This is a genomic window from Streptococcus sp. 11-4097 (genome assembly GCF_018215285.2).
Classification (GTDB): Bacteria; Bacillota; Bacilli; order Lactobacillales; family Streptococcaceae; genus Streptococcus.
In genome coordinates this window covers 717170-742582 of sequence record NZ_CP185262.1, presented here as the reverse complement: position 1 = coordinate 742582, position 25413 = coordinate 717170, and the positions used below count along the sequence as shown (strand labels likewise).

The following is a 25413-nucleotide window of genomic DNA, read 5'->3' as shown; positions in this document are numbered from 1 at the left end:
AAACGATCAGGTGCCTTTTTGAGATATTTTTTTCATTATTTTGGGAAGATGACTGCTGATTTCCGTCGGCAAGACCACATAATGTTCTTTAGATAGTTCTTGGGCTATGGCTGAATGAAGATAAGTTGCTACTGCCACACGTTCGTAGAGACTGGTCTGTCGAAATTGGCCTGCAAATCCTGCAATCATTCCAGCCAGTGTATCTCCCATACCACCAGTCGCCTGATAGGGACCGCCAACCTGTAACTGGTAATAATCAGACTGGCCAACTTGCCAAATACGAGTAGCTGGACTTTTCTCCACCAAAATTGTTCCTTGAGGAAAGGAAGTCAGGGTACTAGCCGTTGCAGCTTCCTTTTGCTGTTCAATCGTAATTCCAGACAATTTTTCCCATTCTTTTTGGTGGGGAGTTAGGATAATCTGGTTCGACGGAAATGACAACTTGTTCTTAGCAAGAATGGTCAAGGCTCCTCCATCCACAATCAAAATCTGATCTTGATTTAGATTAGCAAAGACTTGTTTTACTAGATTTTCTCCAAAAGCATCGTCTCGTAAACCAGGTCCCACTAAAACCACTTCTGCCTTCTCCAACTGCTCTTTTAACAGTTGCTGGTCTTGAAGAGAAAAGGCCATAGCCTCAGGTAAATGACTGTGCAAAGCTGGGATATTTTCCCTATCTGTTCCAACAGTCACCAAACCAGCTCCACTTTTAACAACTGCCAAAGCAGCCATGATGATAGCACCGCCATAAGGATAAGTCCCACCAAGCAACAGCAGACGACCATAGTCTCCTTTATGACTGGTACGAGAACGTTCAATAATAACTTTTTCTAATAATTCTTGCTCAATCACTTTCATTGTTTTTTCCTCTCTATTCATTATACTATAAAGTCTATCCACCTTGCATCTTAAATATAAATCTCTTCGTTCATATAGAAAAAGAGGGGACAAAGCCCCTCTACTCTCCTTTCGTCCCAACACGAAAGTAAACGATTCCATTTTTACTAGTAAAAACGGAGAGGACTAATTGGTCCTCTCCATCTATTCGACTCATTTATCGATTCATTTTTTATCTTCTACCAATCTATACAAATAGAATGGTATTAGACGCACAGACTAATCCTCTTTGCGTTTTGCAGTTAATAAAGCTGCTGACAAGGCCAAGCTAACACCTGCCAAGAAAATGGCTGTTTCAGATTCTCCCTCACCTGTTTCTGGCAATCTATTTTGCTCTTCTTTGACTACTGAAACATTTGGTTTTATAGTCTGGTCATGAGCTAATAGCTCTACTGGATAATCTGGTTTTTCAAGAACTGGCGCTTCCTCATTACCTACTGTGGCTAGAACACCACGGTACTCTGGAAGTTTATGTTCTAGAGCCATTACAGCATTAACGCCACCCTTAAATTCAGGTTTATCAACGCTTGGTGCCGCTTGATCTCCTACAGTGGCAAGAGTTCCTGTGTATTCTGGAACTTCGTTTACTGCTGCTTCTACAAAGTTAGCACCACCTTTGAATTCTGGAACTTCATTGACTGGAGCTGGCTCCTCGCCTTTACTACTTGAAATAGACGCTTTCACTCCAACTTCAATAATGCGATCCAGGGCCTTTCTTTCTTCAGAATGAACAAGACTTCTAGTAGTACCCAAAACTTGAATATAGTCAACTTTTTCTCCATCCTGCCCTTCAGAAACGATACGACGTTGACCTTGAGCAAGTTCAGGGTTTTCACGAATAACTTCTTTAAATGGAAGCGGAGTCTTTTCAATTTCCAAACTTGGAGTTTCTGCGACTAAGTTCTTAACGCCTTCTGTTGGTGTTGTTTGGAAGGTAGACTTAAAGTGTAAACGATATTCTTTCACCAGATTTCCATCTTTGGAAACAAGACGAACAAGTGTTGGAAGATTTGTATTTCCATGATCCACAACTGTGACTACTCCATGTCCACTAGTTGTCGCAGTGACTTTTGGTTTTGAACCCATTGTTGTTAGAGTGTAATCTGTCACATTTGGATCAAAGTTTTCCAATGCTTTTCCATCGATCGAAATAGTCGCTGATGGTGTTTCCACTTCTGCTCCCTTACCTGCAGAATAGGCTGTAAATTCTACAAGTGCAAGACCATTGGTGGTAGCCTTACGAGTCATGCGAGCACGAATAGCTGTCGTTTGAACCGGATCAAAGTTAAACTCGATTGGTTTACCAGCTACTAATTCTCCAGAAGCTTTGTAAGGAATTGGTGCCCAATTTTCTGCCTTGTTAAATGGATGATCGGCATTTTCTTCGTAACGAGAAATCGTACTTGGTCCTGTAAATTCTGGACCAATATATCTTTCTAGAACCATTTTCTCTGGAGCATCTGTGCCACTATCTTTAAAGAACTGAAGGGCTACTTTTCCGATAGATTGAGAAGTAATTTTTCCATCCTTCTTAAAGAGTAATCCAACAGAAGTTTCTTGATTTTTCGGAGTACGAGACCAGTTTGTCCAACGTCCATCTTCATTGTATTTTCCATCATTGATATAGAAAATTCGATCATGTGAAGCTGCTTGTGTATCATTCGTTGTCGAAGCAAAGGCTTTAGAATCTTTGTCATTGTTGCTTGGATTCTCTGAAATGACTTGATTGCCTTTAGAAACAACTGTCACCTGCATTTTAGTCGTTAGATTTGTACCAATGACATGACCGGTAACTTCAAATGTTCCCTCATGCTCCGTAGCATGTTCAGAAATAGCATCCCACTTCACTGCAAGTTTATCTGTAGTCCAATTAGTTGAAGTTGGATAATAAACACTTACCTCTGAAGGAAGTTGAAGATTGTCTCCAACATTCAAGATTTTAGCACTATTTTCTGCAGCAAGAGGTTGACTAGTTTCTCTCTCATCATTGCGGAAAATTCGATATTCTTTCAGCACTGTACCATCTTCTGCTTTCAAGATAAGACGTGTTGCACCTTTTGGACTAGTTGCAGGCACAAGAGTAACCAAACCATTATTGCTAGCGGTTGCAGTGATTTCTTTGCTAGATTGAGGAATATAGTAATCTGTCTTAGATGGATTAAAGTGTTCAAGATCCTTGCCATCTACCTTGATAGAAATCTCTGAACTTGTTTCACTTAAGACCTTGTTTCCAAGCACAGTTAGCTCTGTCAAACCAACACCTGATGTTCCATCAGCCTTCTTCATACGAATACGAACAGCGTAGGTTTCGACCTTGTCAAATGTGAAGTGATTGGTTTGAGTTGCAGACAGCTGACTTGGAGCATGTAGGTTTTCAACTGCTTTCCAATTGTCTGGATTATTAAATGGATGATTACCATCTCGTTGCGCATGACTGACATCACTTGGTAAATCTGGAATTTCTTTACCTACATAATATTCAACTACATATTCTTTTGGAAGACCAATTGCTCCATCAGTATAGAAATCAACCGACAAATTGTTGACAAAACGTTTCGTCAAGTCTCCTGAATTACCAAATAAGATAGAAGCCCAGTCGTTATCAGTATTTGTTCTCCAAGTAGTCCATCTATTTTTAGCATCTGATGGCGTTCTTGATACAGTCAAGTCGTTCAAGGTATTGGCTGTATCATCTCCACCTGTATTGGATACAATGGCAGCTGGTAATTGTGAACCTGTCCATTGTTTAGAGATATTATTTCCAGCAACCACTTGACTAGACACTCGAACATGAGCTTTAGTTGTCAGATTGCTACCTACTAAACGACCATTGATTTCATATACCCCTTCAGTTTGACTAAAGTTGGCTGGAACCTGATCCCAAACAACATCTTTGTAGATAGTTGTTCCATTAGAATGGTAAGCCCGAACATTGGCTGGTAATTGAACCGTCTCACCCTTAGGTACTGTGAGGCTGATTTCCTCTGCAACTTGCAATCCTTCAATCGTTACATTTGCTTGAGCTTCAATATCTATGCCTTCTACATGTCCTTTAAGCGTAAAGCTATGATAATACCCCAATTCTTTTTCATCTACCTTGTCCCAAGTTACAGATACTTTGCGTGGCAAGCCCTTATCAAATTCTGCCCCAACTTCTTTAGGTAGATTCGGTTGCTGATTAATGTCTGTAGAAATAGATACAGGATGAAGTTTCACAATCTTCTTGCTGACTTTATTTTCTTTAATCACTACTTCAGTAGTTACAGATTCTGTTTTCTCTGTTTGATTATCGATTCGAGGTGTCAAAGTCACTCTTCCCTTAGTATAGAGCAATAGATTCTGACCATTCACCTCAAGATGTCCCCCATCAGATGATTTAGCTTCTAGGTGAATATCTGAAGCCAAAAATTCTGTTTGTGAACCATCCTCATAACGACCAATGACGTGATAAGTTAATACTTGATCTTCAGTGGCAGTTTCTTTTCCTTCTACAACCACTTCCAAACGTTTCAAAGCAGGAGCTTCCTTCACAAACTGAATTAAGTAAGTTTGAACCAAGTCACCCTTTTGGTCACTCAAGAAGACAGAAGCCTGATAACCATTATCAACAGAAGCTTGCTGAACAGTTACTTGATATCCGGTAGTCTGAGCTCCAACACTTGGAATAGTTGCAGTGTAAGGAAGGGATACACGGTAATAGGTCTTGCCAGACTCGAAGTTCTCAAGAGCTTTATCCCCAACAGTAAGTCCTGTAATGCTACTTGTTGTTTCCTTACTGCTTGCGATAAAGGTTGCAGTCACTTCACGATCGTCATCTACCAATTTACCAGTAGCCTCCGTACGTCCACCTTCCTTGTTCAAAGCAGCAGGATCTTTCAAGGTCCAAGAAACAACATCTGTATCAATCAAACTACCATCTGTCAGAACAGCTGTGACCGTTTTATCCAAATCAGCTGCAGTTGTACCAACTGGGACTGTAGCAACTTTTGGTAACCATCTATCTAAGGCAATCACTTTTACAAGTGCCTCAGCTTTGCTTTCCAAACCTTCTACACGTCCAGATACTTTTTTCTCACCTGCACTTGTAAGCAAGTCAGATGGCAATTCCCAAGTAACAGGTTTCTCTTCAACACTGCCATCACTATAAATAGCTGTTACTGTCTGAGTTAATACAGGATTTGTCGTCACATCAGTTGTTGCTTTTACAGGAGCAAAGGCTACAAAGTGACGGTTTTCTTTCTTACCAGACACAGTTGCGACCGTTGCGCTATCAGACGTTAATCCAGCAGAATCTGCATAAAGAGTAAATTTACCTTCTTTTTCTGTTGATTTTACAATGACAACTCCTTTACCATTGAAAGCACGTCTTTGCCATGTTCCATCTGCTTGAGCTTTGTAGCGCTCACGGCTAGCTTGTTCTCCATTATCCACACCAACAATCTGTCCCTGACCATGAAGATTGAAATGAACAAGATTGTTAGCTGTAGGAACCACATTACCATCGCCATCAACAATTTCATAATGGATGTAGGATAGGTCCTTTCCGTCTGCAGTGATAACATGTTCTTCTTTAGTCAGACGAACGCTTGTCGGCTCCCCAGCAGTTGTCACACTATCACGCGCAATTTCGTTTCCGTTTTCATCTCGAGCAATCGCAGTCAGTGTGCCTGGTTGGTATTTCACAAGCCACTCAAGATACAATTCATTTGGTTTAGCCCCCTCATGATATGGACGTCCATCTTCTGTCGTTTTCTTAGTAAATTCCTTTTTACCAAGTGACTCTCCATTTAAGAACAATTCGACGCTTGCAGCATTTGAGAAGGTACGAACCGGAACCTTTCCATCAACCAGCATCTTGCGTTCCTTAAGGGTCTCTTCAGTCCAGTTCCAATGTGGTAAAATGCGAACAGTTGGTTTTTCTTTAGCACTATACCATTCACTACGGTAAAGGTAGAAATCATTCTTTGGTAAACCAGCCGTATCGATGATACCAAAGTAAGAACTTTTTACAGGTGTATTATCTTGGTTATGCCATGGAGTTGGTTCACCTATATAGTCAATTCCTGTCCAGATAAATTGTCCAGCATAGCCAGCACGATCACGGTCAAAAGTCCATGACTCAGTAGCTGTTCTTCCCCATCCAACACGGTCATTACCATAATCAGATTGTTCATAGTGACGATTTGGACGATTGTCATGTCCAAGGATTTGAGCAGGGTTATAATAAGAATCACGCGTCCTAGTAGCTGAAGAAGTTTCAGAACCATAGATGAGCCAGTCTGGATGAGCTCTACGAACAGCATCATAAAAACGTTCACCATAGTTCATACCGACAGCATCCATGATTTCTGCGAGTTTCAAGAAATCACCTGTCGCTGCACGACTAAATTTATTTTCACCCATGGTGACATAACGCTCAGTATCAATCGCTTTGATAACCGCCTTCAAACGTTTAGCAGTTTCGATAGAACGAGGACTACCATTTGCCTCCTCTACCTCATTTCCAAGAGACCACATGACAATAGACGGATTGTTCTTATCACGTTCTACCATTGTTCTGAGATCAAAATCAGACCACTTCTCACCCTTCTTAGCTTCAGGATGGGTTGCATCTTGATCAAAGAACCGTCCATAGTCGTAAGTCTTCTTGCCACCATACCAGGTATCAAAAGCTTCCTCTTGAACCAAAAGACCTAAACTAGCTGCAGCATCAAGCAACTGAGGACTCGCTGGATTATGGGTTGTTCGAATAGAGTTAACCCCCATATCTTTCAAAAGTTTTAATTTACGATAGGTAGCCTTATAATTCTCTTCTGCACCCAAGGCTCCATTGTCATGGTGAATACTTACTCCGTGGAATTTCATGCGTTCACCATTCAGAGAGAAACCATCCTTAGCAGTCCAATTGAAATAACGATAACCAAATGTATCTTCTGTTACATCAACTAGTTGACCTTCTTTATAAACCTTTGTTTTCAGCACATACAGTTGAGGATGATAACTTTTTGTCGTCCAAAGAGTTGGTTTATTAACTAGGATTGTTTGTCTGAAATCTGCAACTTCATTTTCTGCTAAATTCTTCGTTTTAGAGCGGACTAATTCTGAAACAACCTTACCTTCCTTAGTAAAAATTTGTTGTTCCACAAAGACTTTAGCAGCCTTCTTATCCGTATTTTTAATCTTACTTTGAACCTGTGTTTCAACATTTCCTTCTTTTTGCTCAGCAAGTTTTGGAGTAGTGATATGATTACCATTTTCGGCAACATGGACTTTATCACGATAACTAATAGTTACATCACGATAAATCCCACTTCCTGAATACCAACGACTACTTGGTTGTTTATTGGTCACTTGAACAGTAATTGAATTTTCACTACCATCCTTGTTTAAAAATTCTGTGATATCATATGAAAAATGATTATAGCCACTTGGATAATGTCCGACAAATTTACCATTTACATAGACCTTTGAATCCATGTAAACCCCATCAAAATTGATACGAACATCCTTATTCTTGTCTGCTTCATTTAACGTGAAAGTCTTACGATACCAAGCTGTTCCACCATTTAACTGTCCACCTTCATTACGCGCGGGAGATTTGTGATCAAAGTCAAAATAAATACTCCAATCATGAGGAAGATTCAATTTCGACCAATCATGAACATCCACATCTTTTTTTGAAAAATCTCCTTGGGCATTTAGTTTAAAATACCAATCTTTATTAAAATCTTGTTTTCGCTCCGATAATAGCTGTTTTTCCTTTTCAACTTCGGCTTTGTTTGACTCTCCAGATAGTGCTTGCGATTTTTCAGAAGAAGGTTTGATCTCAGTGTCTGCTTTCACTTGGTCCTTTTCAGAAGTTTTTTTAGAATCCTCTTTTACTTCTGTTCCAGCTGTTACTGCAGATTCAACAGGCTTTGGATTTGCCTCTTCAGATTTCTGTTTGTCCTCAGTTTTGCTTCCTTCTTCTACTTTATTTGGAGTTTCCACTTTAGGACTAGCCAATTCATGATTACCATCGTTAGCAGGTCTAGTAGTTTCTGTATCCTTAGTCACTTTATCTTCTGTCGACTCAGCTTTGGGTTTTACAAATTCACGCCCACCATTCTCATCAGCCTTTGCGATAGCAGCTGCCACATCATCGGGAAGCTTATCTAAAGGCTGAGGTTGATGAACAGTTGTTTCTTCTGTTTGAGTATTGGATGAAGCCACTTCCTCAGCTTGTACAGCTGAAATACCAAATATACTAGCCCCAATCATTACAGATGCCGCACCTATTGCAAATTTACGAATGCTATAATGACAACGTTTATCAAAAAGTCTTTTGTTCATTAAAATCCTCATTTCTTTTTCTTGATACAAAGTAAGCGTTTACTTTATTTTAAAAAATAACCTCCTTCTGAATACACAAACAAGTACCAAGTTCGATAATATATTTTATATATTGAATATATCAAAACACACCTAAAATTGCAATCATTTTCCATCAATTTAACCTAATAAAATGGTATGCAAGATAAGTTCATTCAAAAGAAATAGGTGCAATGAAAGTAGCTTTCTATTCTAGACTCTTTCCAATACAAATTTCATTCCATTAATAGCATTTTCATACTTCAAATTTATAGTTTATGGACTCATATCATTATAGACTGCATTCATTTACATACACTACATAAAAAGAAGGCAAAACATTTTTTACCTTCTTTTTTCTCTTATTTTCCATTCAATGTTCGAAGGGCTGCCTGATAGGTTTGCTCCATTAGCATGGTAATGGTCATAGGACCGACACCTCCAGGAACTGGCGTAATATGGCTAGCAAGTGGGGCAACTGCCTCATAATCCACATCCCCACAGAGCTTGCCATTTTCATCTCGGTTCATCCCAACGTCAATGACTACCGCACCTGGTTTGACAAAGTCAGCAGTCACAAACTTGGCGCGGCCGATTGCTACTACGAGAATATCTGCTTTAGCAGCCACCTTGGCAAGATTATGAGTCCGTGAGTGAGTCAAGGTTACTGTCGCATTTTTGGCTAAAAGAAGCTGGGCCATGGGTTTTCCAACGATATTGGAACGACCGATGACGACCGCATTTTTACCTTCCAAGTCAATCCCATATTCATGGAACATTTCCATAATTCCTGCAGGTGTAGAAGGAATCATGACTGGATGACCAGACCAGAGACGCCCCATGTTTAGGGGATGGAAACCATCCACATCCTTTTCTGGGTCAATGGCTAATAAAACTGCCTCTTCATCGATATGTTTTGGTAATGGTAACTGGACCAATATCCCATGCCAAGCTGGATCTTGATTGTATTTGGCAATCAAGTCTAACAATTCCTCTTGAGTAATGGTATCTGGAACTCGCACAACTTCACTACGGAATCCAGCTGCAAGGGCTGACTTCTCCTTGTTACGAACGTAGACTTGGCTGGCAGGGTTGTTCCCTACCAAAATCACTACCAAACCAGGTACTAGCCCCGTTTCTTCCTTTAATCTTTCAGTCTTTTCAGCCAGCTGTCCTTGTAACTTAGCTGCTAGAACCTTCCCATCAATAATCTGTGTCATATCACTTCTCTTTTCTTTCAAATATCTTCCATTATACCAAAAACTGCTAATCCCCTCTAACACTTCTTTCCTAGGCTATCTTATAGTTTCAAACTATAAGAAAAAGGAGCGGATATTCCATCCAACTCCTTATTCTTATTAGAAAATCTAATTAGATTTAATCTTCTTTTTTCTTGCGAGCAAGAAGTCCAAATCCACCTAGTGCTCCAAGAAGTCCGAGCGCTGCAAGACTAGCGTTAGCTTCTGTACCTGTGTTAGGCAACTCTTTTTGACCTTCAACATATTGAGGTGTTTCTTGCTTAGAAGGTTGAGCTGGTTTAGCAGGTTTAGCAGGTTTTTCTACTTCCCTAGGATTTGGAACATAGTTGATTGGTGTATCCTCACCTGGGTTAGTTGGGACACTTGGTACTTCATAACCTTTAGTTGGATCGTTTGGATCCACTGGTTTCAACGGATTACCGTCCTTGTCCTTAGGTGTGTAGCCTGGGACATATGGAAGAACTGGTTTGTCGTTACCTGGTTTGGTTGGATCTGTTGGATCGTTTGGATACTTGATTGGGTCTGTTGGTTGACCTGGGATATTTGGCACCCATGAACCAAGTGGTTTGTAAACATAAGTTACTGTTGATCCATCTTTACCAATCTTACCTTTCGCTTCTCCATCTACACGAACAAGCACATAACCCTTGATAACTTTTCCACTTGTAGCGTACTCATCGCCTACTTTACCTTCTGTAGTTTCTGCAGGAAGAAGGTCTTTGCCTTTTTCATCTACATATTTAACTACTAGGTTAGCTTTATTTGCTTCATAGTTGATTGGTGTATCCTCACCTGGGTTAGTTGGTACATTTGGTACTTCGTAACCTTTAGTTGGATCGTTTGGATCCACTGGTTTCAACGGATTACCATCTTTATCCTTAGGTGTGTAGCCTGGGACGTATGGAAGAACTGGTTTATCCTTGCCTGGTTTGGTTGGATCTGTTGGATCGTTTGGATACTTGATTGGGTCTGTTGGTTGTCCTGGGATGTTTGGCACCCATGAACCAAGTGGTTTGTAGGTTACTACTTCTGTAGTATCTTCTGAGTCTGCAGTTACTTTTGTAGTTGCTACAGTTGCTTTATCAGCTACAAATCCCTTAACTACTGGTGATTTAACTTCAGCTAAGTCTTGTTCTGGTGTCCAGTTACCGTAAGTCACTTCACCTGTTACCAAGTTGACCTTAGCTTCACGTGTGAATTTAGCTTCTTGTGTTACTGTTTTTGGAGTGCCGTCTTCGTTTAATACTGGAGTTCCATCTTCGTATACGTATGTGATTGTACGTGTTACTGTTTTGTTTAGATCTTTTTCTTCCAAGCCAGCTGGGTATTTAGGTCCGTCTGGGTTGTTTGGATCCACTGGAGTTCCTGGAGTTTTCGGTTGATCTGGTGTAACTGGTACAACACGTTCCTTAAGAGTTACTTTGAACTCTTGATCAGTGTCTTTATCTTTATCGAACTTACCACCTTCTGGGTATGTATTAGAAACTAATTCATATCCTTTGTTTTCAAGTTCTTTGATCTTAGCTTTTACTTCAGCTTCTTTTGTAAGTGGTGTATCTGAGTCACCTTCTTCAGTAATAGCATCAACACCTGGAATTGGATTTCCTTTTTCATCTACGAAAGTCGTTTTAGCTTTTTGTGTATCCTTCACATAGTTGATTGGTGTATCTTGACTTGGATCTGTTGGAAGATTTGGTACTTCATATCCTTTAGTTGGATCGTTTGGATCTACTGGTTTCAACGGATTACCGTCTTTATCCTTAGGTGTGTATCCTGGCACATATGGTACTACTTCTGTTGGTTGTCCTGGTTTTGTTGGATCTGTTGGATCATTTGGATACTTGATTGGATTTGTTGGTTGTCCTGGGATGTTTGGTACCCATGATCCAAGTGGTTTGTAAACATAAGTTACTGTTGAACCATCTTTACCAATCTTACCTTTCTCTTCTCCATCTACACGAACAAGAACATAACCCTTGATAACTTTTCCACTTGTAGCATACTCATCGCCTACTTTACCTTCTGTAGTCTCTGCAGGAAGAAGGTCTTTGCCTTTTTCATCTACATATTTAACTACTAGGTTAGCTTTGTTCGCTACGTAGTTGATTGGAGTGTCCTCACCTGGGTTAGTTGGAACATTTGGTACTTCATATCCTTTAGTTGGATCGTTTGGATCTACTGGTTTCAACGGATTACCGTCTTTATCCTTAGGTGTGTAACCTGGGACGTATGGTACTACTTCTGTTGGTTGTCCTGGTTTTGTTGGATCTGTTGGATCATTTGGATACTTGATTGGGTCTGTTGGTTGACCTGGAATGTTTGGTACCCATGAACCTAGTGGTTTGTAGGTTACTACTTCCTTGATATCTTCTGAATCACCGGTTACTTTTACCACCGCAACACTTGCTTTGTCAGCTAAGTATCCTTTAACTACTGGTGATTTAACTTCAGCTAAGTCTTGAGCTGGAGTCCAATCTCCGTATGTAACTTTTCCTGTAACTAAATTAACTTTCGCTTCACGTGTGAATTTAGCTTCTTGTGTTACTGTTTTTGGAGTGCCATCTTCGTTTAATACTGGAGTTCCATCTTCGTATACATATGTAATTGTACGTGTTACTGTTTTGTTTAGATCTTTTTCTTCCAAGCCAGCTGGGTATTTAGGTCCGTCTGGGTTGTTTGGATCCACTGGAGTTCCTGGAGTTTTCGGTTGATCTGGTGTAACTGGTACAACACGTTCCTTAAGAGTTACTTTGAACTCTTGATCAGTGTCTTTATCTTTATCGAACTTACCACCTTCTGGGTATGTATTAGAAACTAATTCATATCCTTTGTTTTCAAGTTCTTTGATCTTAGCTTTTACTTCAGCTTCTTTTGTAAGTGGTGTATCTGAGTCACCTTCTTCAGTAATAGCATCAACACCTGGAATTGGATTTCCTTTTTCATCTACGAAAGTCGTTTTAGCTTTTTGTGTATCCTTCACATAGTTGATTGGTGTATCTTGACTTGGATCTGTTGGAAGATTTGGTACTTCATATCCTTTAGTTGGATCGTTTGGATCTACTGGTTTCAACGGATTACCGTCTTTATCCTTAGGTGTGTATCCTGGCACATATGGTACTACTTCTGTTGGTTGTCCTGGTTTTGTTGGATCTGTTGGATCATTTGGATACTTGATTGGATTTGTTGGTTGTCCTGGGATGTTTGGTACCCATGATCCAAGTGGTTTGTAAACATAAGTTACTGTTGAACCATCTTTACCAATCTTACCTTTCTCTTCTCCATCTACACGAACAAGAACATAACCCTTGATAACTTTTCCACTTGTAGCATACTCATCGCCTACTTTACCTTCTGTAGTCTCTGCAGGAAGAAGGTCTTTGCCTTTTTCATCTACATATTTAACTACTAGGTTAGCTTTGTTCGCTACGTAGTTGATTGGAGTGTCCTCACCTGGGTTAGTTGGAACATTTGGTACTTCATATCCTTTAGTTGGATCGTTTGGATCTACTGGTTTCAACGGATTACCGTCTTTATCCTTAGGTGTGTAACCTGGGACGTATGGTACTACTTCTGTTGGTTGTCCTGGTTTTGTTGGATCTGTTGGATCATTTGGATACTTGATTGGGTCTGTTGGTTGACCTGGAATGTTTGGTACCCATGAACCTAGTGGTTTGTAGGTTACTACTTCCTTGATATCTTCTGAATCACCGGTTACTTTTACCACCGCAACACTTGCTTTGTCAGCTAAGTATCCTTTAACTACTGGTGATTTAACTTCAGCTAAGTCTTGAGCTGGAGTCCAATCTCCGTATGTAACTTTTCCTGTAACTAAATTAACTTTCGCTTCACGTGTGAATTTAGCTTCTTGTGTTACTGTTTTTGGAGTGCCATCTTCGTTTAATACTGGAGTTCCATCTTCGTATACATATGTAATTGTACGTGTTACTGTTTTGTTTAGATCTTTTTCTTCCAAGCCAGCTGGGTATTTAGGTCCGTCTGGGTTGTTTGGATCCACTGGAGTTCCTGGAGTTTTCGGTTGATCTGGTGTAACTGGTACAACACGTTCCTTAAGAGTTACTTTGAACTCTTGATCAGTGTCTTTATCTTTATCGAACTTACCACCTTCTGGGTATGTATTAGAAACTAATTCATATCCTTTGTTTTCAAGTTCTTTGATCTTAGCTTTTACTTCAGCTTCTTTTGTAAGTGGTGTATCTGAGTCACCTTCTTCAGTAATAGCATCAACACCTGGAATTGGATTTCCTTTTTCATCTACGAAAGTCGTTTTAGCTTTTTGTGTATCCTTCACATAGTTGATTGGTGTATCTTGACTTGGATCTGTTGGAAGATTTGGTACTTCATATCCTTTAGTTGGATCGTTTGGATCTACTGGTTTCAACGGATTACCGTCTTTATCCTTAGGTGTGTAACCTGGGACGTATGGTACTACTTCTGTTGGTTGTCCTGGTTTTGTTGGATCTGTTGGATCATTTGGATACTTGATTGGGTCTGTTGGTTGACCTGGAATGTTTGGTACCCATGAACCTAGTGGTTTGTAGGTTACTACTTCCTTGATATCTTCTGAATCACCGGTTACTTTTACCACCGCAACACTTGCTTTGTCAGCTAAGTATCCTTTAACTACTGGTGATTTAACTTCAGCTAAGTCTTGAGCTGGAGTCCAATCTCCGTATGTAACTTTTCCTGTAACTAAATTAACTTTCGCTTCACGTGTGAATTTAGCTTCTTGTGTTACTGTTTTTGGAGTGCCATCTTCGTTTAATACTGGAGTGCCATCTTCGTACACATAAGTAATTGTACGTGTAACAGTTTTGTTTAGATCTTTTTCTTCCAAGCCAGCTGGGTATTTAGGTCCATCTGGGTTGTTTGGATCAACAGGTGTCCCTGGTGTTTTTGGTTGATCTGGTGTTACTGGTACAACACGTTCTTTAAGTGTTACTGTGTACTCTTGGTCTGTATCAACATCTTTATCAAAGACGCCTCCTGTTGGATACGTATTAGAAACTAGTTCATATCCTTTGTTTTCAGCTTCTTTGATTCGATCAGCGATCTCTTCAGCCTTAGTAAGTTCGTCTCCACCTCTTCCAGTTTCAGAGATTGGTGTGTTACCTTCTACTTGCTTAACGTTACCATCTTTGTCTTGGTAAACAAAGGTCGTTTTCGCTTTTTGGATTGGTGTGTAAGTAACGATAACTTCATAGTCATCATCCGTTGCAGTTGTAGCCTGTGCAGGAACTTTTTCTACACTTGCAATGTAACCTTCTTTTTGAGGGACTGTTACTTCTGGCAGATTTGTATCTCCGTTACCTACCCAGTTAACGTAAATAGGCTTATCATTAGAGTCAACTGCAGCTTTACCATCAGAATTCAATTTGACAGTACCTGTGTAACTTACTGTCTGTTTAGTTGGTTCAAATACTTGTTGTCCTGCAAGATTTTTAACATCGTCTGCATACACATACTTAATTGTACGATTGACTTCTTCAGCCTTAGTTTTCTTAACGTATGAATAAATAACATTATTAACATAAGCATTAGGATTCAAACCTGCAGCATTAATTTCATCTGCAGTATAAATATCACGAATTCGTTTATCACTAACATTAATAGTTCCTGCAGGACCTTTTGGAGGAATTTCAGCTAATATATAATCAGCCCCATCAATAGGTTTAACCAAATCTGGAATTTGATTCGTAACATCATATTTTTTACCTAGAATATTTTTAGTTTCATATGTACCATCTTCCTTAAGAGGTGCATATCCATTATATTCTGTCGGTATGTATCCAATAATTTTACCAGTTTCTAAATCTTTTAAAGTTAAAGTAACTGCCCCGGTTTCAACAGTGGTTGAACCATTCGGTATAACACTAACTTCCCAACCATTGTTAACTTTAGTAGCAATTTCTTCTGTTTGACCATTTAATGGAGTCCCACCTGTAACTGATAAAGTTGCGCTAGTTTTGTCATTACCAACTGTACTTCCCTTAGCAACTCGCCCTAATTCATCATATTTTATTTTTGAAAAATCATCTGAGAAGGTACGAGGTGTTAATACTTTTTCAATCCCTAGCTTATCTAAAGCCATAGAGACAGTTGAACCCTCTTGAATAACACCATCAATGACTTCTAGTTCCAATCGAGTTGGTGATTTCAATGTAGCTTTTAATGTAAAGCTTGTATCTCGACCATCTTGGAGAATCCAAACATTATTTTTATTAGCTTGAACATTTGACCAACGGTTAGATGGCCTATATGTCACTTCTGAACTCTTAATAGAATTCTTTCCATTTCCTAATTCACGGAAATAAGTGAACTCATCACTTGGTAAATCAATTGTAAATTTAGATCCTTTGCCGTAGCGAACATCAGTATCTGTATTAATAACTACAGCATCATTCTTTTTCACAAGTGAAGAACCATTATAGTTAACACCATTGTCAGTTAACAAAGAGACACTAGTCGACTGTTTCTGAACACTCGGCTTAGTTGCTTTATGTGTATAAGTATGTTCCAGAACTTTTTGGCCATCTACCTTAATCTCTGCAGTGTATTCTGTATCCTTAGAAATTTGAGGAGCATAATATCCACTACCTGTTAAATTTTCAACAGAATATGTTGTAACCGGATAATTACTAGCTTTTTCGTTCCATTCTATTGTATAAGTAATAGTTCCTACTTCATTGGGAATAGCTGGTTGCTCTGCAAGGCGTTCTTCATAAGTCATTCCATCTTTCATACGCTGAGCCCAATATGGACTTGTTGTACCTTTGTTACCTGTAGAATTACTTTGGGCAGCAGATTTCACCACACCTATCGTTGTACCATCTGCGGCTTTTATTGGTGTTCCTGCCTTGAATGCATCACCAAATCCTGCCAAATTCTTTAATTCAATTTTAGTAGTATCACCCTTTTGAGTTCTAGACGTGTCAAATGAAATTTCTATTCCCCATGCCGTTGGTGCTGAATTATCAGCATTCATAGTAATATAAGCGTTTTGAACGTTTACTACAGCTTTTCCTTCTTTTATAAGAGCTTTACCAGTATGAGTTTCCGCCAATCTTGCTTCAACTTTACCTGCATGGCCTGCACGTTTCATTTCCGTATAAACTGCTTCAATGGCAGCAGAAAGACGATTCACTTGAGCTACCATTTGGTCTTTAGAAGCATCAGATGAAAGCAAATCGTTAGACTTCGCTGCTTCAAGTTTAACTGCCTCGATTGTAACCGCAAGTTCTTTTTTAGCCGCTTCATCTTTGACTTCTTTATCTGAGAAGTTTGAAGCTACTTTGGCCATAACTTCAGCTTCAGAAGTCAATTGAGTAAGAACTGTCTTCACTTCATCTTGTGCTTTTTCTGTTGTATCTTTTTCAGATGTTTCTTTGTTAGTTTTTTCTTTATCTGCTTCTTTTTTGTCAGCTTGCTCTTTATCAGATTTTTCTGTTGCAGCTTTATCGGCAACTTCTTTTTCTGCTACAGGTTTAGCTTCAGTTTTAGCTTCTTCTTTAACTTCAGGTTTTTCATCTGCTTTTACAGCATCAATCTTTAATTCTGGAAGTTCTTCAACAACGGGTGTTGTTGAACCAGAATCAGATTTCTGTTTATCAGAATTTGTAACTTCTGGAGTTTTTGCAGAAGCAGTACTTGTTTCATCAGCTTTAACAGCGTTTGCTCCTAAAAGAAGAGCAGTTCCCAATAGAACACTAGCAGCACCAAAGCTATACTTACGAATAGAAAAGCGCTGAGCTCTTCTGCCGTGATATTTTTCCATTCTTGAATACATAGTTTCTCCTTTTTTTAAAATATATGTTAATTGCGGAACTACACCCAAGTATTTAGACAACACCTCCATTTCCAGCTTAATTTATACATTAAAGCAGCTACACTTAGGTACTTAATCCCTAATTTACATTATAACATTATTTCAACTAAACTGTCTACGTTTATGTACAAAATATGAGGATTTTTCTATATATATATATATATATATATATATATATATCAATCGATGTTTTATGTAATTTCATCATAAAAAATAAAAGGCCAATTTGACCTTTTACTTTTATATATTTATTTACGGTTTGATACGGTGCAACATACGTGGGAATGGGATAGCTTCACGGATGTGTTTTGTTCCTGCTGCAAAGGTTACCATACGTTCGATACCGATACCAAATCCTCCGTGTGGAACTGTACCGTATTTACGAAGGTCAAGGTAGAATTCATACTCAGTACGATCCATGCCAAGTTCATCCATTTTTGCGACAAGGGCATCGTAGTCTTCCTCACGCATAGAACCACCGATGATTTCTCCATAGCCTTCTGGAGCAAGCAAGTCTGCACAAAGCACGCGCTCTGGATTTCCAGGAACTGGTTTCATGTAAAATGCCTTGATGGCTGCTGGATAGTTCATGACAAATGTTGGCACACCAAAGTGGTTTGAAATCCAAGTTTCGTGTGGTGAACCAAAGTCATCACCATGCTCAAGATGTTCGTAGTCAGCGTCTTCATCATTTTCATGTTCTTGCAAGAGGTCAATGGCTTGATCGTAAGTGATACGTTTGAATGGCTCTGAAATGTAGCGTTTCAAGAGTTCTGTATCACGTTCCAATGTTTCCAGGGCTTGAGGAGCACGGTCAAGAACACCTTGAAGAAGAGCTTTTACATAAGCTTCTTGCAAGTCAAGTGACTCATCGTGTGTCAAGTAGGAGTACTCTGCGTCCATCATCCAGAACTCAGTTAAGTGACGACGTGTTTTTGATTTTTCAGCACGGAATACTGGACCAAAGTCAAAGACACGACCAAGAGCCATCGCACCTGCCTCCAAGTAAAGCTGACCTGATTGACTCAAGTAAGCTGGCGTTCCAAAGTAGTCAGTTTCAAAGAGTTCTGTTGAATCTTCCGCCGCATTTCCTGAAAGGATTGGGCTATCAAACTTCATGAAGCCGTTCTTGTCGAAGAACTCATAAGTTGCATAGATAATAGCGTTACGAATTTGCATCACCGCTACTTGCTTACGAGAACGGAGCCACAAGTGACGGTTGTCCATCAAGAAGTCTGTTCCGTGTTCTTTTGGTGTGATTGGGTAGTCTTGAGATTCACCGATCACTTCGATGTCTGTAATGTCCAACTCATAGCCAAACTTAGAACGTTCGTCTTCTTTGACAATACCTGTCACATAAACAGAAGTTTCTTGGCTCAAGCGTTTGATGACATCAAACTTCTCAAGCCCCACTTCTTCACCAAATTTTTCTACAAAGTTTGGTTTAAAGGCCACACCTTGGAAGAAGGCTGTTCCATCGCGCAATTGCAAGAAGGCGATTTTTCCTTTTCCTGATTTGTTGGCAACCCAAGCACCAATCGTCACTTCTTGACCAACATAGTCTTTTACATCAATAATCGTTACACGTTTTGTCATTATTTTTCCTTTTCTTTTTCTTTTATTTTTCCATAAATTCTTTCAAGCGTTTAACTGCTTCTTTAAGCGTGTCTAGGTCTGTCGCATAGCTGAGACGCACATTTTCTGGTGCTCCAAAGCCTGCTCCTGTTATGAGTGCCAAACCAACTTCCTCAAGAATAGCTGTTGTAAAGTCAGTCACATCCGTATAACCTTTCATCTCCATAGCTTTTTTGACATTTGGAAAGAGATAGAAGGCTCCTTGTGGCTTAACGACTTCAAAACCAGGGACCTCACATAATAGCGGATAAATGGTATTGAGACGCTCCTCAAAAGCTTTACGCATGGTATCAACAGAATCCTGTGGTCCTGTTAAGGCTTCGATAGCCGCATATTGAGAAACAGATGTCAAATTTGAAGTTGTTTGTCCCGTCAATTTACTCATAGCTGCAATGATTTCAGAATCACCTACCGCATAACCAACTCGCCAACCCGTCATGGCATAGGCCTTAGATACACCGTTGATAACAATGGTTTGCTTACGAATTGCTTCTGATAGACTTGAGATTGGAACAAATTCATTTCCATTATAAACAAGGCGACCGTATATATCATCTGCTAAAATCAGAATGTCATGCTCAACTGCCCAATTTCCGATAGCTAGTAATTCTTCACGAGTATAAATCATACCTGTCGGATTAGATGGTGAATTGAGAACCAAAACCTTTGTCTTATCTGTCCTAACTAGTTCTAGTTGATCCACTGTGACTTTAAAATCATTGTCTTCTTTAGCTTGAACAAAGACTGGAATCCCTTCTGCCATCTTGACCTGATCTCCATAACTAACCCAGTATGGAGTTGGAATAATAACCTCATCTAAAGGATTAATTACAGCCATAAAGAAAGTATAGAGGGAGAACTTGGCACCTGTAGCAAAGGTAACCTCGTTACTTGCGACAGAATAGCCATAGTAGCGCTCGAAGTAGGTATTCACCGCAGCTTTTAATTCTGGTAGACCTGAAGCTACTGTATAGAAGGAAGCCTGTCCTTCTCGAATAGCTTTAACTGCTGCATCCTGAATATTTTCAGGAGTGTGAAAATCTGGTTGTCCCAAGGTCAAGAAAAGGACATCCTTACCTTGAGCTTTTAATTTTTTTGCTCTCGCATCACTAGCTAAAGTGACACTTTCTTCCATTTCTAAAACACGGTTGGATAGTTTCATAGGCCCTCCTTATTGACCAATGCTCCTGTTTCAAAATCTACTAGATAAAAATCAGAGCCTGACTTGACTTCCCAGATTGGCTTGTCTTGATAACGGCCAAAGGTAATCTTGTCAATCTCGCCAGCTCCTTTTTCCTTAGAAAGAGCTTCTGCTTTTTCTTGTGAAATACCCTGATTTAGCTGATAAACGTAAATCTTATGGTCATCTTTCCCAATCAGGACAGCAAGCGTTTCTTGCTGTTTATTACGTCCAAGAACGCTGTAGTAAGATTCCAAGCCATTGTATAAATCAACCTGATCAACCTGCTCTAATCCTGCATACTGCTGAGCTAATTTTTCTCCTTCACTTTTAGCTGTTTGATAGGGTTTCATGCCGAGAGAAACCAGATACAGAAAGGAAGCACTGATAACCACAAACAAAATCGTCATCCCTAGACCATACTGCCACAGTAGATTATTTTTTGCTTTATTTTGTCTTTTTTTCACTCGTCTATTTTACCATCTATTGGGCTTTATTACAAGTGAATGCAAGAACAATCGCACTTTATTTCTTCCTTCAAAGCAAACCAGAATCCAAAAAACAGTTCTTACTTTTCCAGTCGCAAGTGACTAGAGTTTCAGTAATTTTATAATTTTCAAATAAAGTCTGAGCAGATTTCTTGCAAGTTGTTTTGGATTGTTGTAATATATTTCATAACAACGAGAGAGTTCTCGGAAATTTAAGAAAAAGGAGACATATCATGTCTAAAAAAGTATTATTTATCGTCGGATCACTACGCCAAGGTTCTTTCAACCACCAAATGGCCCTCGAAGCTGAGAAAGCACTTGCTGGTAAAGCAGAAGTTAGTTACCTCGATTATTCAGCCCTTCCCCTCTTTAGCCAAGATCTTGAAGTACCAACTCATCCAGCTGTAGCTGCTGCTCGTGAAGCGGTTCTCGCTGCGGATGCTATCTGGATCTTCTCTCCAGTCTACAACTTCTCTATACCTGGAACAGTGAAGAACTTGCTCGACTGGCTATCTCGTGCCCTTGACTTGTCTGATACACGCGGCGCTTCTGCCCTTCAAGACAAGTTTGTCACCGTATCATCTGTAGCCAATGCAGGTCACGATCAACTTTTCGCAATCTACAAAGACCTCTTGCCATTTATCCGTACACAAGTCGTTGGTGATTTCACTGCTGCACGTGTCAATGACTCTGCTTGGGCAGATGGAAAATTGGTTCTCGAAGAATCAGTCCTAAACTCACTTGAGAAACAAGCTCAAGACTTGGTCGCAGCAATTCAGTAAAAAATAGATAGTTTAAAAAGTCTTTAATATCAAAATGAGCAACTTTAAATTAAAAGTTGCTCATTTTTTTGTGCTATCTAACACTATCCTATTAGTTAAATCAGTATTGACATTTTTTTAATTTAACGATGTCTTCTAGCATGACCACGAGTTCCTGGTCCAGTTCTGATTGGTTTAACTTGTTTACCTGGACGTGAAGGAACGTGGTGTACTGGTCCATGATGAGGTCTCGTTAAATGCGGTTTAGGCTGAACACTTGGTTTTGGATGACTAACAATTACATTTGGTTTTGTAACAACTCCGACCACATGAGTATGGCTCGTATTTCCTGTATGAATGACACTTGTCACCTCTGAATGAGTTTCGGTTTCATTTGTTGTGATAGTGACAATCGGTGTTGTTGGACCCGCTGTTGCTGCATTTGAGGTAACAGTGGTTGTCGTTGTAGTTGTAGTCGTAGCCGCTCCACCAGGAACAGGTTTTGTCTCTGTTTTCTTATTAACAGATGTTTGTGAAGAAAAATCTGTTGGTTTAATTGAAGCCAAGGCTTCAGCTGGAGTTAAGCTAGGTTTTGAATCAGTAGTCGCTACCGGTTTTGGTTGAACTACAGGTGTTGGTGTAGCTGGAGTAGATACTGCCGGTTTAACCGGTGTTACCGGTGCTGGTGCTGCTGGTTTGACCGGTATCACTGGTTTTGGTTGAACTACAGGCGCTGGCTTAACCGGAGTTGACACTGCTGGTTTAACCGGTGTTACTGGTTTGACCGGTACAACGGGTTTTGCAACAATTGGTGATGATGCAACAACTGGATTCGGAACAGTCAAAACTGGTTTGATAGAAATTCCATTACCTAGACTAGAAGGAGTTGCTACAATAGTTGTTACTCCTTGTGGAGTGACATTTGGTTTATGAACAGTCGTATCCACTGACGCTACTGGTTTATCATCAATTCTTGTGATTTTCCAATTATCATAAATAATTACACCAGTAACGAGGTTAACTCTCGCCACTCTTTCAAAAACTACAGATCGAACTACATCTTTGAAAGCTTGTTTACCATCTTTTTGATATTTGTAGTGAATCGTCTGCTTGGTCATTTTTCTCAGTGTATCTAAGTTTTCAACCGATTTAGGCCAAACAGGTGTCAATGCATCTCCTGCCACCAATGGATTTCCAGCAATTGGTTTAGAATCATCTGCTGTGACAGTAACAACTTTTTCGATTAATTGAACTGAGAATACTTGATCAGTTTGTTTTTCACTGTCAAAGCGTTTATCATTAGCATTTGCAAAACCATCATGTACTAATTCATATCCTTGTTTTAGGTATTGATTAATACGATTTTTTGAATTATAAGCAATTGTTTCACCTGGAAGACCAACAACACTGTCCACATTTCCTAAAACTTTAGGACTTGTTTCTGTTTGATTAAGGTATTTAACATGCGCCTTTTGTTGAGCAACATAATCATAAACAACATGGATATCAGCCTGTGTCAAATGTCCCTTACTATTAGCAGGTGTTTGTGACAAGACATATACTACACCATCTTTTTCGAAACGTTCAGGAACTTTAGCAGTCACATCATAGTTATTTCCCAACAAGTTAATGAGATTTGAACTCTTATCATGTGGTGTATTGAATGTTTCTAAAATAGCTTGACTTGTTTTATCACGATACTGAATATCAACTTTACCAAATTTAGCTTCTTCGTACACAGCTACCACGTTGGCTTGAGCTCGTGTAATCGTACCAGATGTCTTCGTATTGCTATAGAAACGATCATTCTGTGCATACTCTTTGAAGACATAATATTTACCATTTGGTGAATGCAATAAATAAGGTGCTGTGATAGATGTTGTTTGAATTCCTTTGTTTTCTTGAACTTCTGTCTCAGTTGTATTTCTCTCCAAAGTAGCTACATAGCTAGTATCAATTTTGGTAGATGGTCTTACAGTAGTGAATTTGTCTTGAAGGATACCTCCATTTTCCACCGCTGCAATGGCAGGAAGAAGCATTTTCCCTTGAGTATCAACGAAGCGAACAGCTACATCTCCATATACAAGGCGTCCATCTGTTCTAACCATATCTGGGTTAGCAATTTTCCAGTCAGAATCAGCAGCTTGTTCGTATTGGTCTGTAAGATTTTTACCTTTGGCATCAACCACTGTCAATGTCCCTGGAACATTCGATTTAAAACCATTTCTAGCTTCATTCAGATAATTAACTGTGTGACTTGTCGGAACACGATCAACTCCAAAATCTTTTGTACGTAATACATAAGTTCTTCCAGCCAACATCTTTCCAGATACCAATTCAAAGGTTAATTCATTATCTGCTGCCTTAAGAATCTTGAATTTGGCATGTTGACCAGGCTCTTCACGAGGTGCTTCCAAGATAACATTATGGCGATTTACCCTTGTTCTTGATGTATCAGGGCTAGTATTTATCATTTCGACATTGTGGGCACCACGCTCAATAAATTCACCAACAGTAGCAAACTTATTGAATTCTGTATCATTGATACGAACAGTGAAACGGGTTCCTGCACTAAAGTTTGACTTCCATGTTCCGATACGAAGAGTGCTGTTATATGTTTTGATACTGCCATCATCATCCAACATAACATCACCTGTGAAGTTAGCTGTAGCTGGTGTATCATAAACTTTAGGTGCTCCTATATCTGTTTTAATCACAGTGTAATTCTTAGTGACTACATTTTGACCATTAACTGAAATCACACCAGTTACAGACTTATCCACGTTCACTCGAGGATAACGAATTCCACCTCTGTATTGAAGTTCAAAAGTAACATCATCTAGGCGTTCAATTTCATCAGTGAATCTGTAAGTTGCTTCAATATGACTTCCTTTGTCAACTAAATCCCATGATTCTTTTGTGTCCAGAGCAACGTCACGATCTCCACGTGAAGCCCAATATGAAAGGCTTCCAGCTTTGGCATTATCATTTTTCTGAACCAGACTCACTCGTTCTGCAAAAACTTTACCTTCAGCAACCAATTTTTGAGGAAGATTATTATCTTGTGGCAATTCCTTCAAACCAATTGTAAAGATATCCCCCTTATGATAGGCACCATTTTTAAATTTTAATTGGAAGCGATAATCAGCAATACCTGTTGAAGTTACACGGTCTGCCATATCAATTGTACCACTGGCAATAATATTTCCATTATCGATAGCTACATCTTGTGTTTGAGTCGGCGATAGACTAGCGCTAATTTTCTTGCCATATCCTGCACGTTGTAACTCAGTATACACTGTTTCGATAGCTGAATACAGTTGATTTAATTGAGTCTTAAGATTTTCTGCACTAACAGATGAATCTTTCAACAAGGCTTTTGATTGTGAAATCTGAATGGTAGCTGCCTTAACAGCTTCTTGAACCAGGGCTTTTTCTTCAGCTTTACGTTCTGCTTCCTGAGAATAACGTAAAGCGACTTGATTTAAAACTTCTGCTTCTGATACAACCTGATCAAGAGTAGTTTTTTCGACTGATTTTTCTTCTTTTACCTTTTCACTTGAAGCAGGTGAAGTAGTTTTTTCTTCACTAGGCTTAATTTCTTTAGAAGTGAATTCTTTTGAGTCAGAATTTTTTGTCTCAGCTGCTACTTTAGATTCTGCTTCCTTATTTAGAAGGGCATTGACATCTAATTCTTCTTTTTCCAAAACTGGAGCTTGAAGAGCGAAAGGCAATTCTGCTATTTTTTCCTCTGAATGTTTTTGCTTGGTCACATCTGATTTTTTAGAGACTTTTTGTTCTTCTTTTTCAGTTCGATGTGAATCTACTTTTTGTTCGTCTGCACTCACATTTGAATAAGTACCAAAAACCATCAAGGCAGCTACAGCAACAGATACTGCACCAAAACTTGATTTTCTAATGGAATACTTGTTTACCTTATTCATTTGATTCCGTTTTACTCTTGAATACATATATTTTCTCTCTAACTTTTTATGATAAA

The 25413-nt window shown here is 39.3% G+C and carries 9 protein-coding genes; 1 reads left to right on the top strand and 8 read right to left on the bottom strand.

Features of this window, described 5'->3' with window-relative positions; all coding sequences use genetic code 11:
* Positions 1 to 6: 6 nt before the first annotated feature.
* The 7 genes from KB197_RS03760 to KB197_RS03730 form a co-directional block, all read right to left on the bottom strand.
* Positions 7 to 858 (bottom strand): NAD(P)H-hydrate dehydratase, encoded by an 852-nt coding sequence (locus KB197_RS03760; RefSeq protein ID WP_064276546.1) that lies wholly within the window; start codon positions 856 to 858, stop codon positions 7 to 9.
* Positions 859 to 1116: 258 nt separating this feature from the next.
* Positions 1117 to 8229 carry an SIALI-17 repeat-containing surface protein gene (locus KB197_RS03755; protein WP_212574041.1) on the bottom strand — a complete coding sequence of 2371 codons (7113 nt, stop codon included), beginning with the start codon at positions 8227 to 8229 and terminating at the stop codon, positions 1117 to 1119.
* Between the two features lie 380 nt (positions 8230 to 8609).
* A complete protein-coding gene (locus KB197_RS03750) occupies positions 8610 to 9467 on the bottom strand; it encodes a bifunctional methylenetetrahydrofolate dehydrogenase/methenyltetrahydrofolate cyclohydrolase (RefSeq protein WP_064276550.1) in 858 nt (285 codons plus the stop codon).
* Positions 9468 to 9624: 157 nt separating this feature from the next.
* Positions 9625 to 17310: a mucin-binding protein gene (locus KB197_RS03745; RefSeq protein WP_421127857.1), complete on the bottom strand. Its 7686-nt coding sequence runs from the start codon at positions 17308 to 17310 to the stop codon at positions 9625 to 9627.
* Positions 17311 to 17601: 291 nt separating this feature from the next.
* The gene (gene asnS, locus KB197_RS03740) at positions 17602 to 18945 is read right to left on the bottom strand and encodes an asparagine--tRNA ligase (protein ID WP_033677725.1); all 1344 of its coding nucleotides are present in this window, start codon (positions 18943 to 18945) and stop codon (positions 17602 to 17604) included.
* Positions 18946 to 18967: 22 nt separating this feature from the next.
* Entirely contained in the window at positions 18968 to 20146 is a 1179-nt protein-coding gene (locus KB197_RS03735; RefSeq protein ID WP_064275846.1) for a pyridoxal phosphate-dependent aminotransferase, read from the bottom strand.
* A complete protein-coding gene (locus tag KB197_RS03730; RefSeq protein ID WP_192856286.1) occupies positions 20143 to 20631 on the bottom strand; it encodes a DUF5590 domain-containing protein in 489 nt (162 codons plus the stop codon). The genes KB197_RS03735 and KB197_RS03730 overlap by 4 nt, the downstream gene beginning before the upstream one ends.
* A gap of 254 nt (positions 20632 to 20885) precedes the next feature.
* Between KB197_RS03730 and KB197_RS03725 the strand changes: the two genes are divergently transcribed.
* Positions 20886 to 21434, top strand: a complete 549-nt coding sequence (locus KB197_RS03725; RefSeq protein ID WP_033689136.1) for an NADPH-dependent FMN reductase — start codon at positions 20886 to 20888, stop codon at positions 21432 to 21434.
* A gap of 122 nt (positions 21435 to 21556) precedes the next feature.
* On the opposite strand, the gene KB197_RS03720 is transcribed toward KB197_RS03725, so the two are convergent.
* The gene (locus tag KB197_RS03720; protein ID WP_421127855.1) at positions 21557 to 25384 is read right to left on the bottom strand and encodes a mucin-binding protein; all 3828 of its coding nucleotides are present in this window, start codon (positions 25382 to 25384) and stop codon (positions 21557 to 21559) included.
* Positions 25385 to 25413: the final 29 nt, after the last annotated feature.

Coding starts and splice junctions, on each gene's coding strand:
- KB197_RS03760 (WP_064276546.1), bottom strand. CDS start 858: ATGAAAGTGATTGAGCAAGAATTATTAGAAAAAGTTATTATTGAACGT.
- KB197_RS03755 (WP_212574041.1), bottom strand. CDS start 8,229: ATGAACAAAAGACTTTTTGATAAACGTTGTCATTATAGCATTCGTAAA.
- KB197_RS03750 (WP_064276550.1), bottom strand. CDS start 9,467: ATGACACAGATTATTGATGGGAAGGTTCTAGCAGCTAAGTTACAAGGA.
- KB197_RS03745 (WP_421127857.1), bottom strand. CDS start 17,310: ATGTATTCAAGAATGGAAAAATATCACGGCAGAAGAGCTCAGCGCTTT.
- asnS (WP_033677725.1), bottom strand. CDS start 18,945: ATGACAAAACGTGTAACGATTATTGATGTAAAAGACTATGTTGGTCAA.
- KB197_RS03735 (WP_064275846.1), bottom strand. CDS start 20,146: ATGAAACTATCCAACCGTGTTTTAGAAATGGAAGAAAGTGTCACTTTA.
- KB197_RS03725 (WP_033689136.1), top strand. CDS start 20,886: ATGTCTAAAAAAGTATTATTTATCGTCGGATCACTACGCCAAGGTTCT.
- KB197_RS03720 (WP_421127855.1), bottom strand. CDS start 25,384: ATGTATTCAAGAGTAAAACGGAATCAAATGAATAAGGTAAACAAGTAT.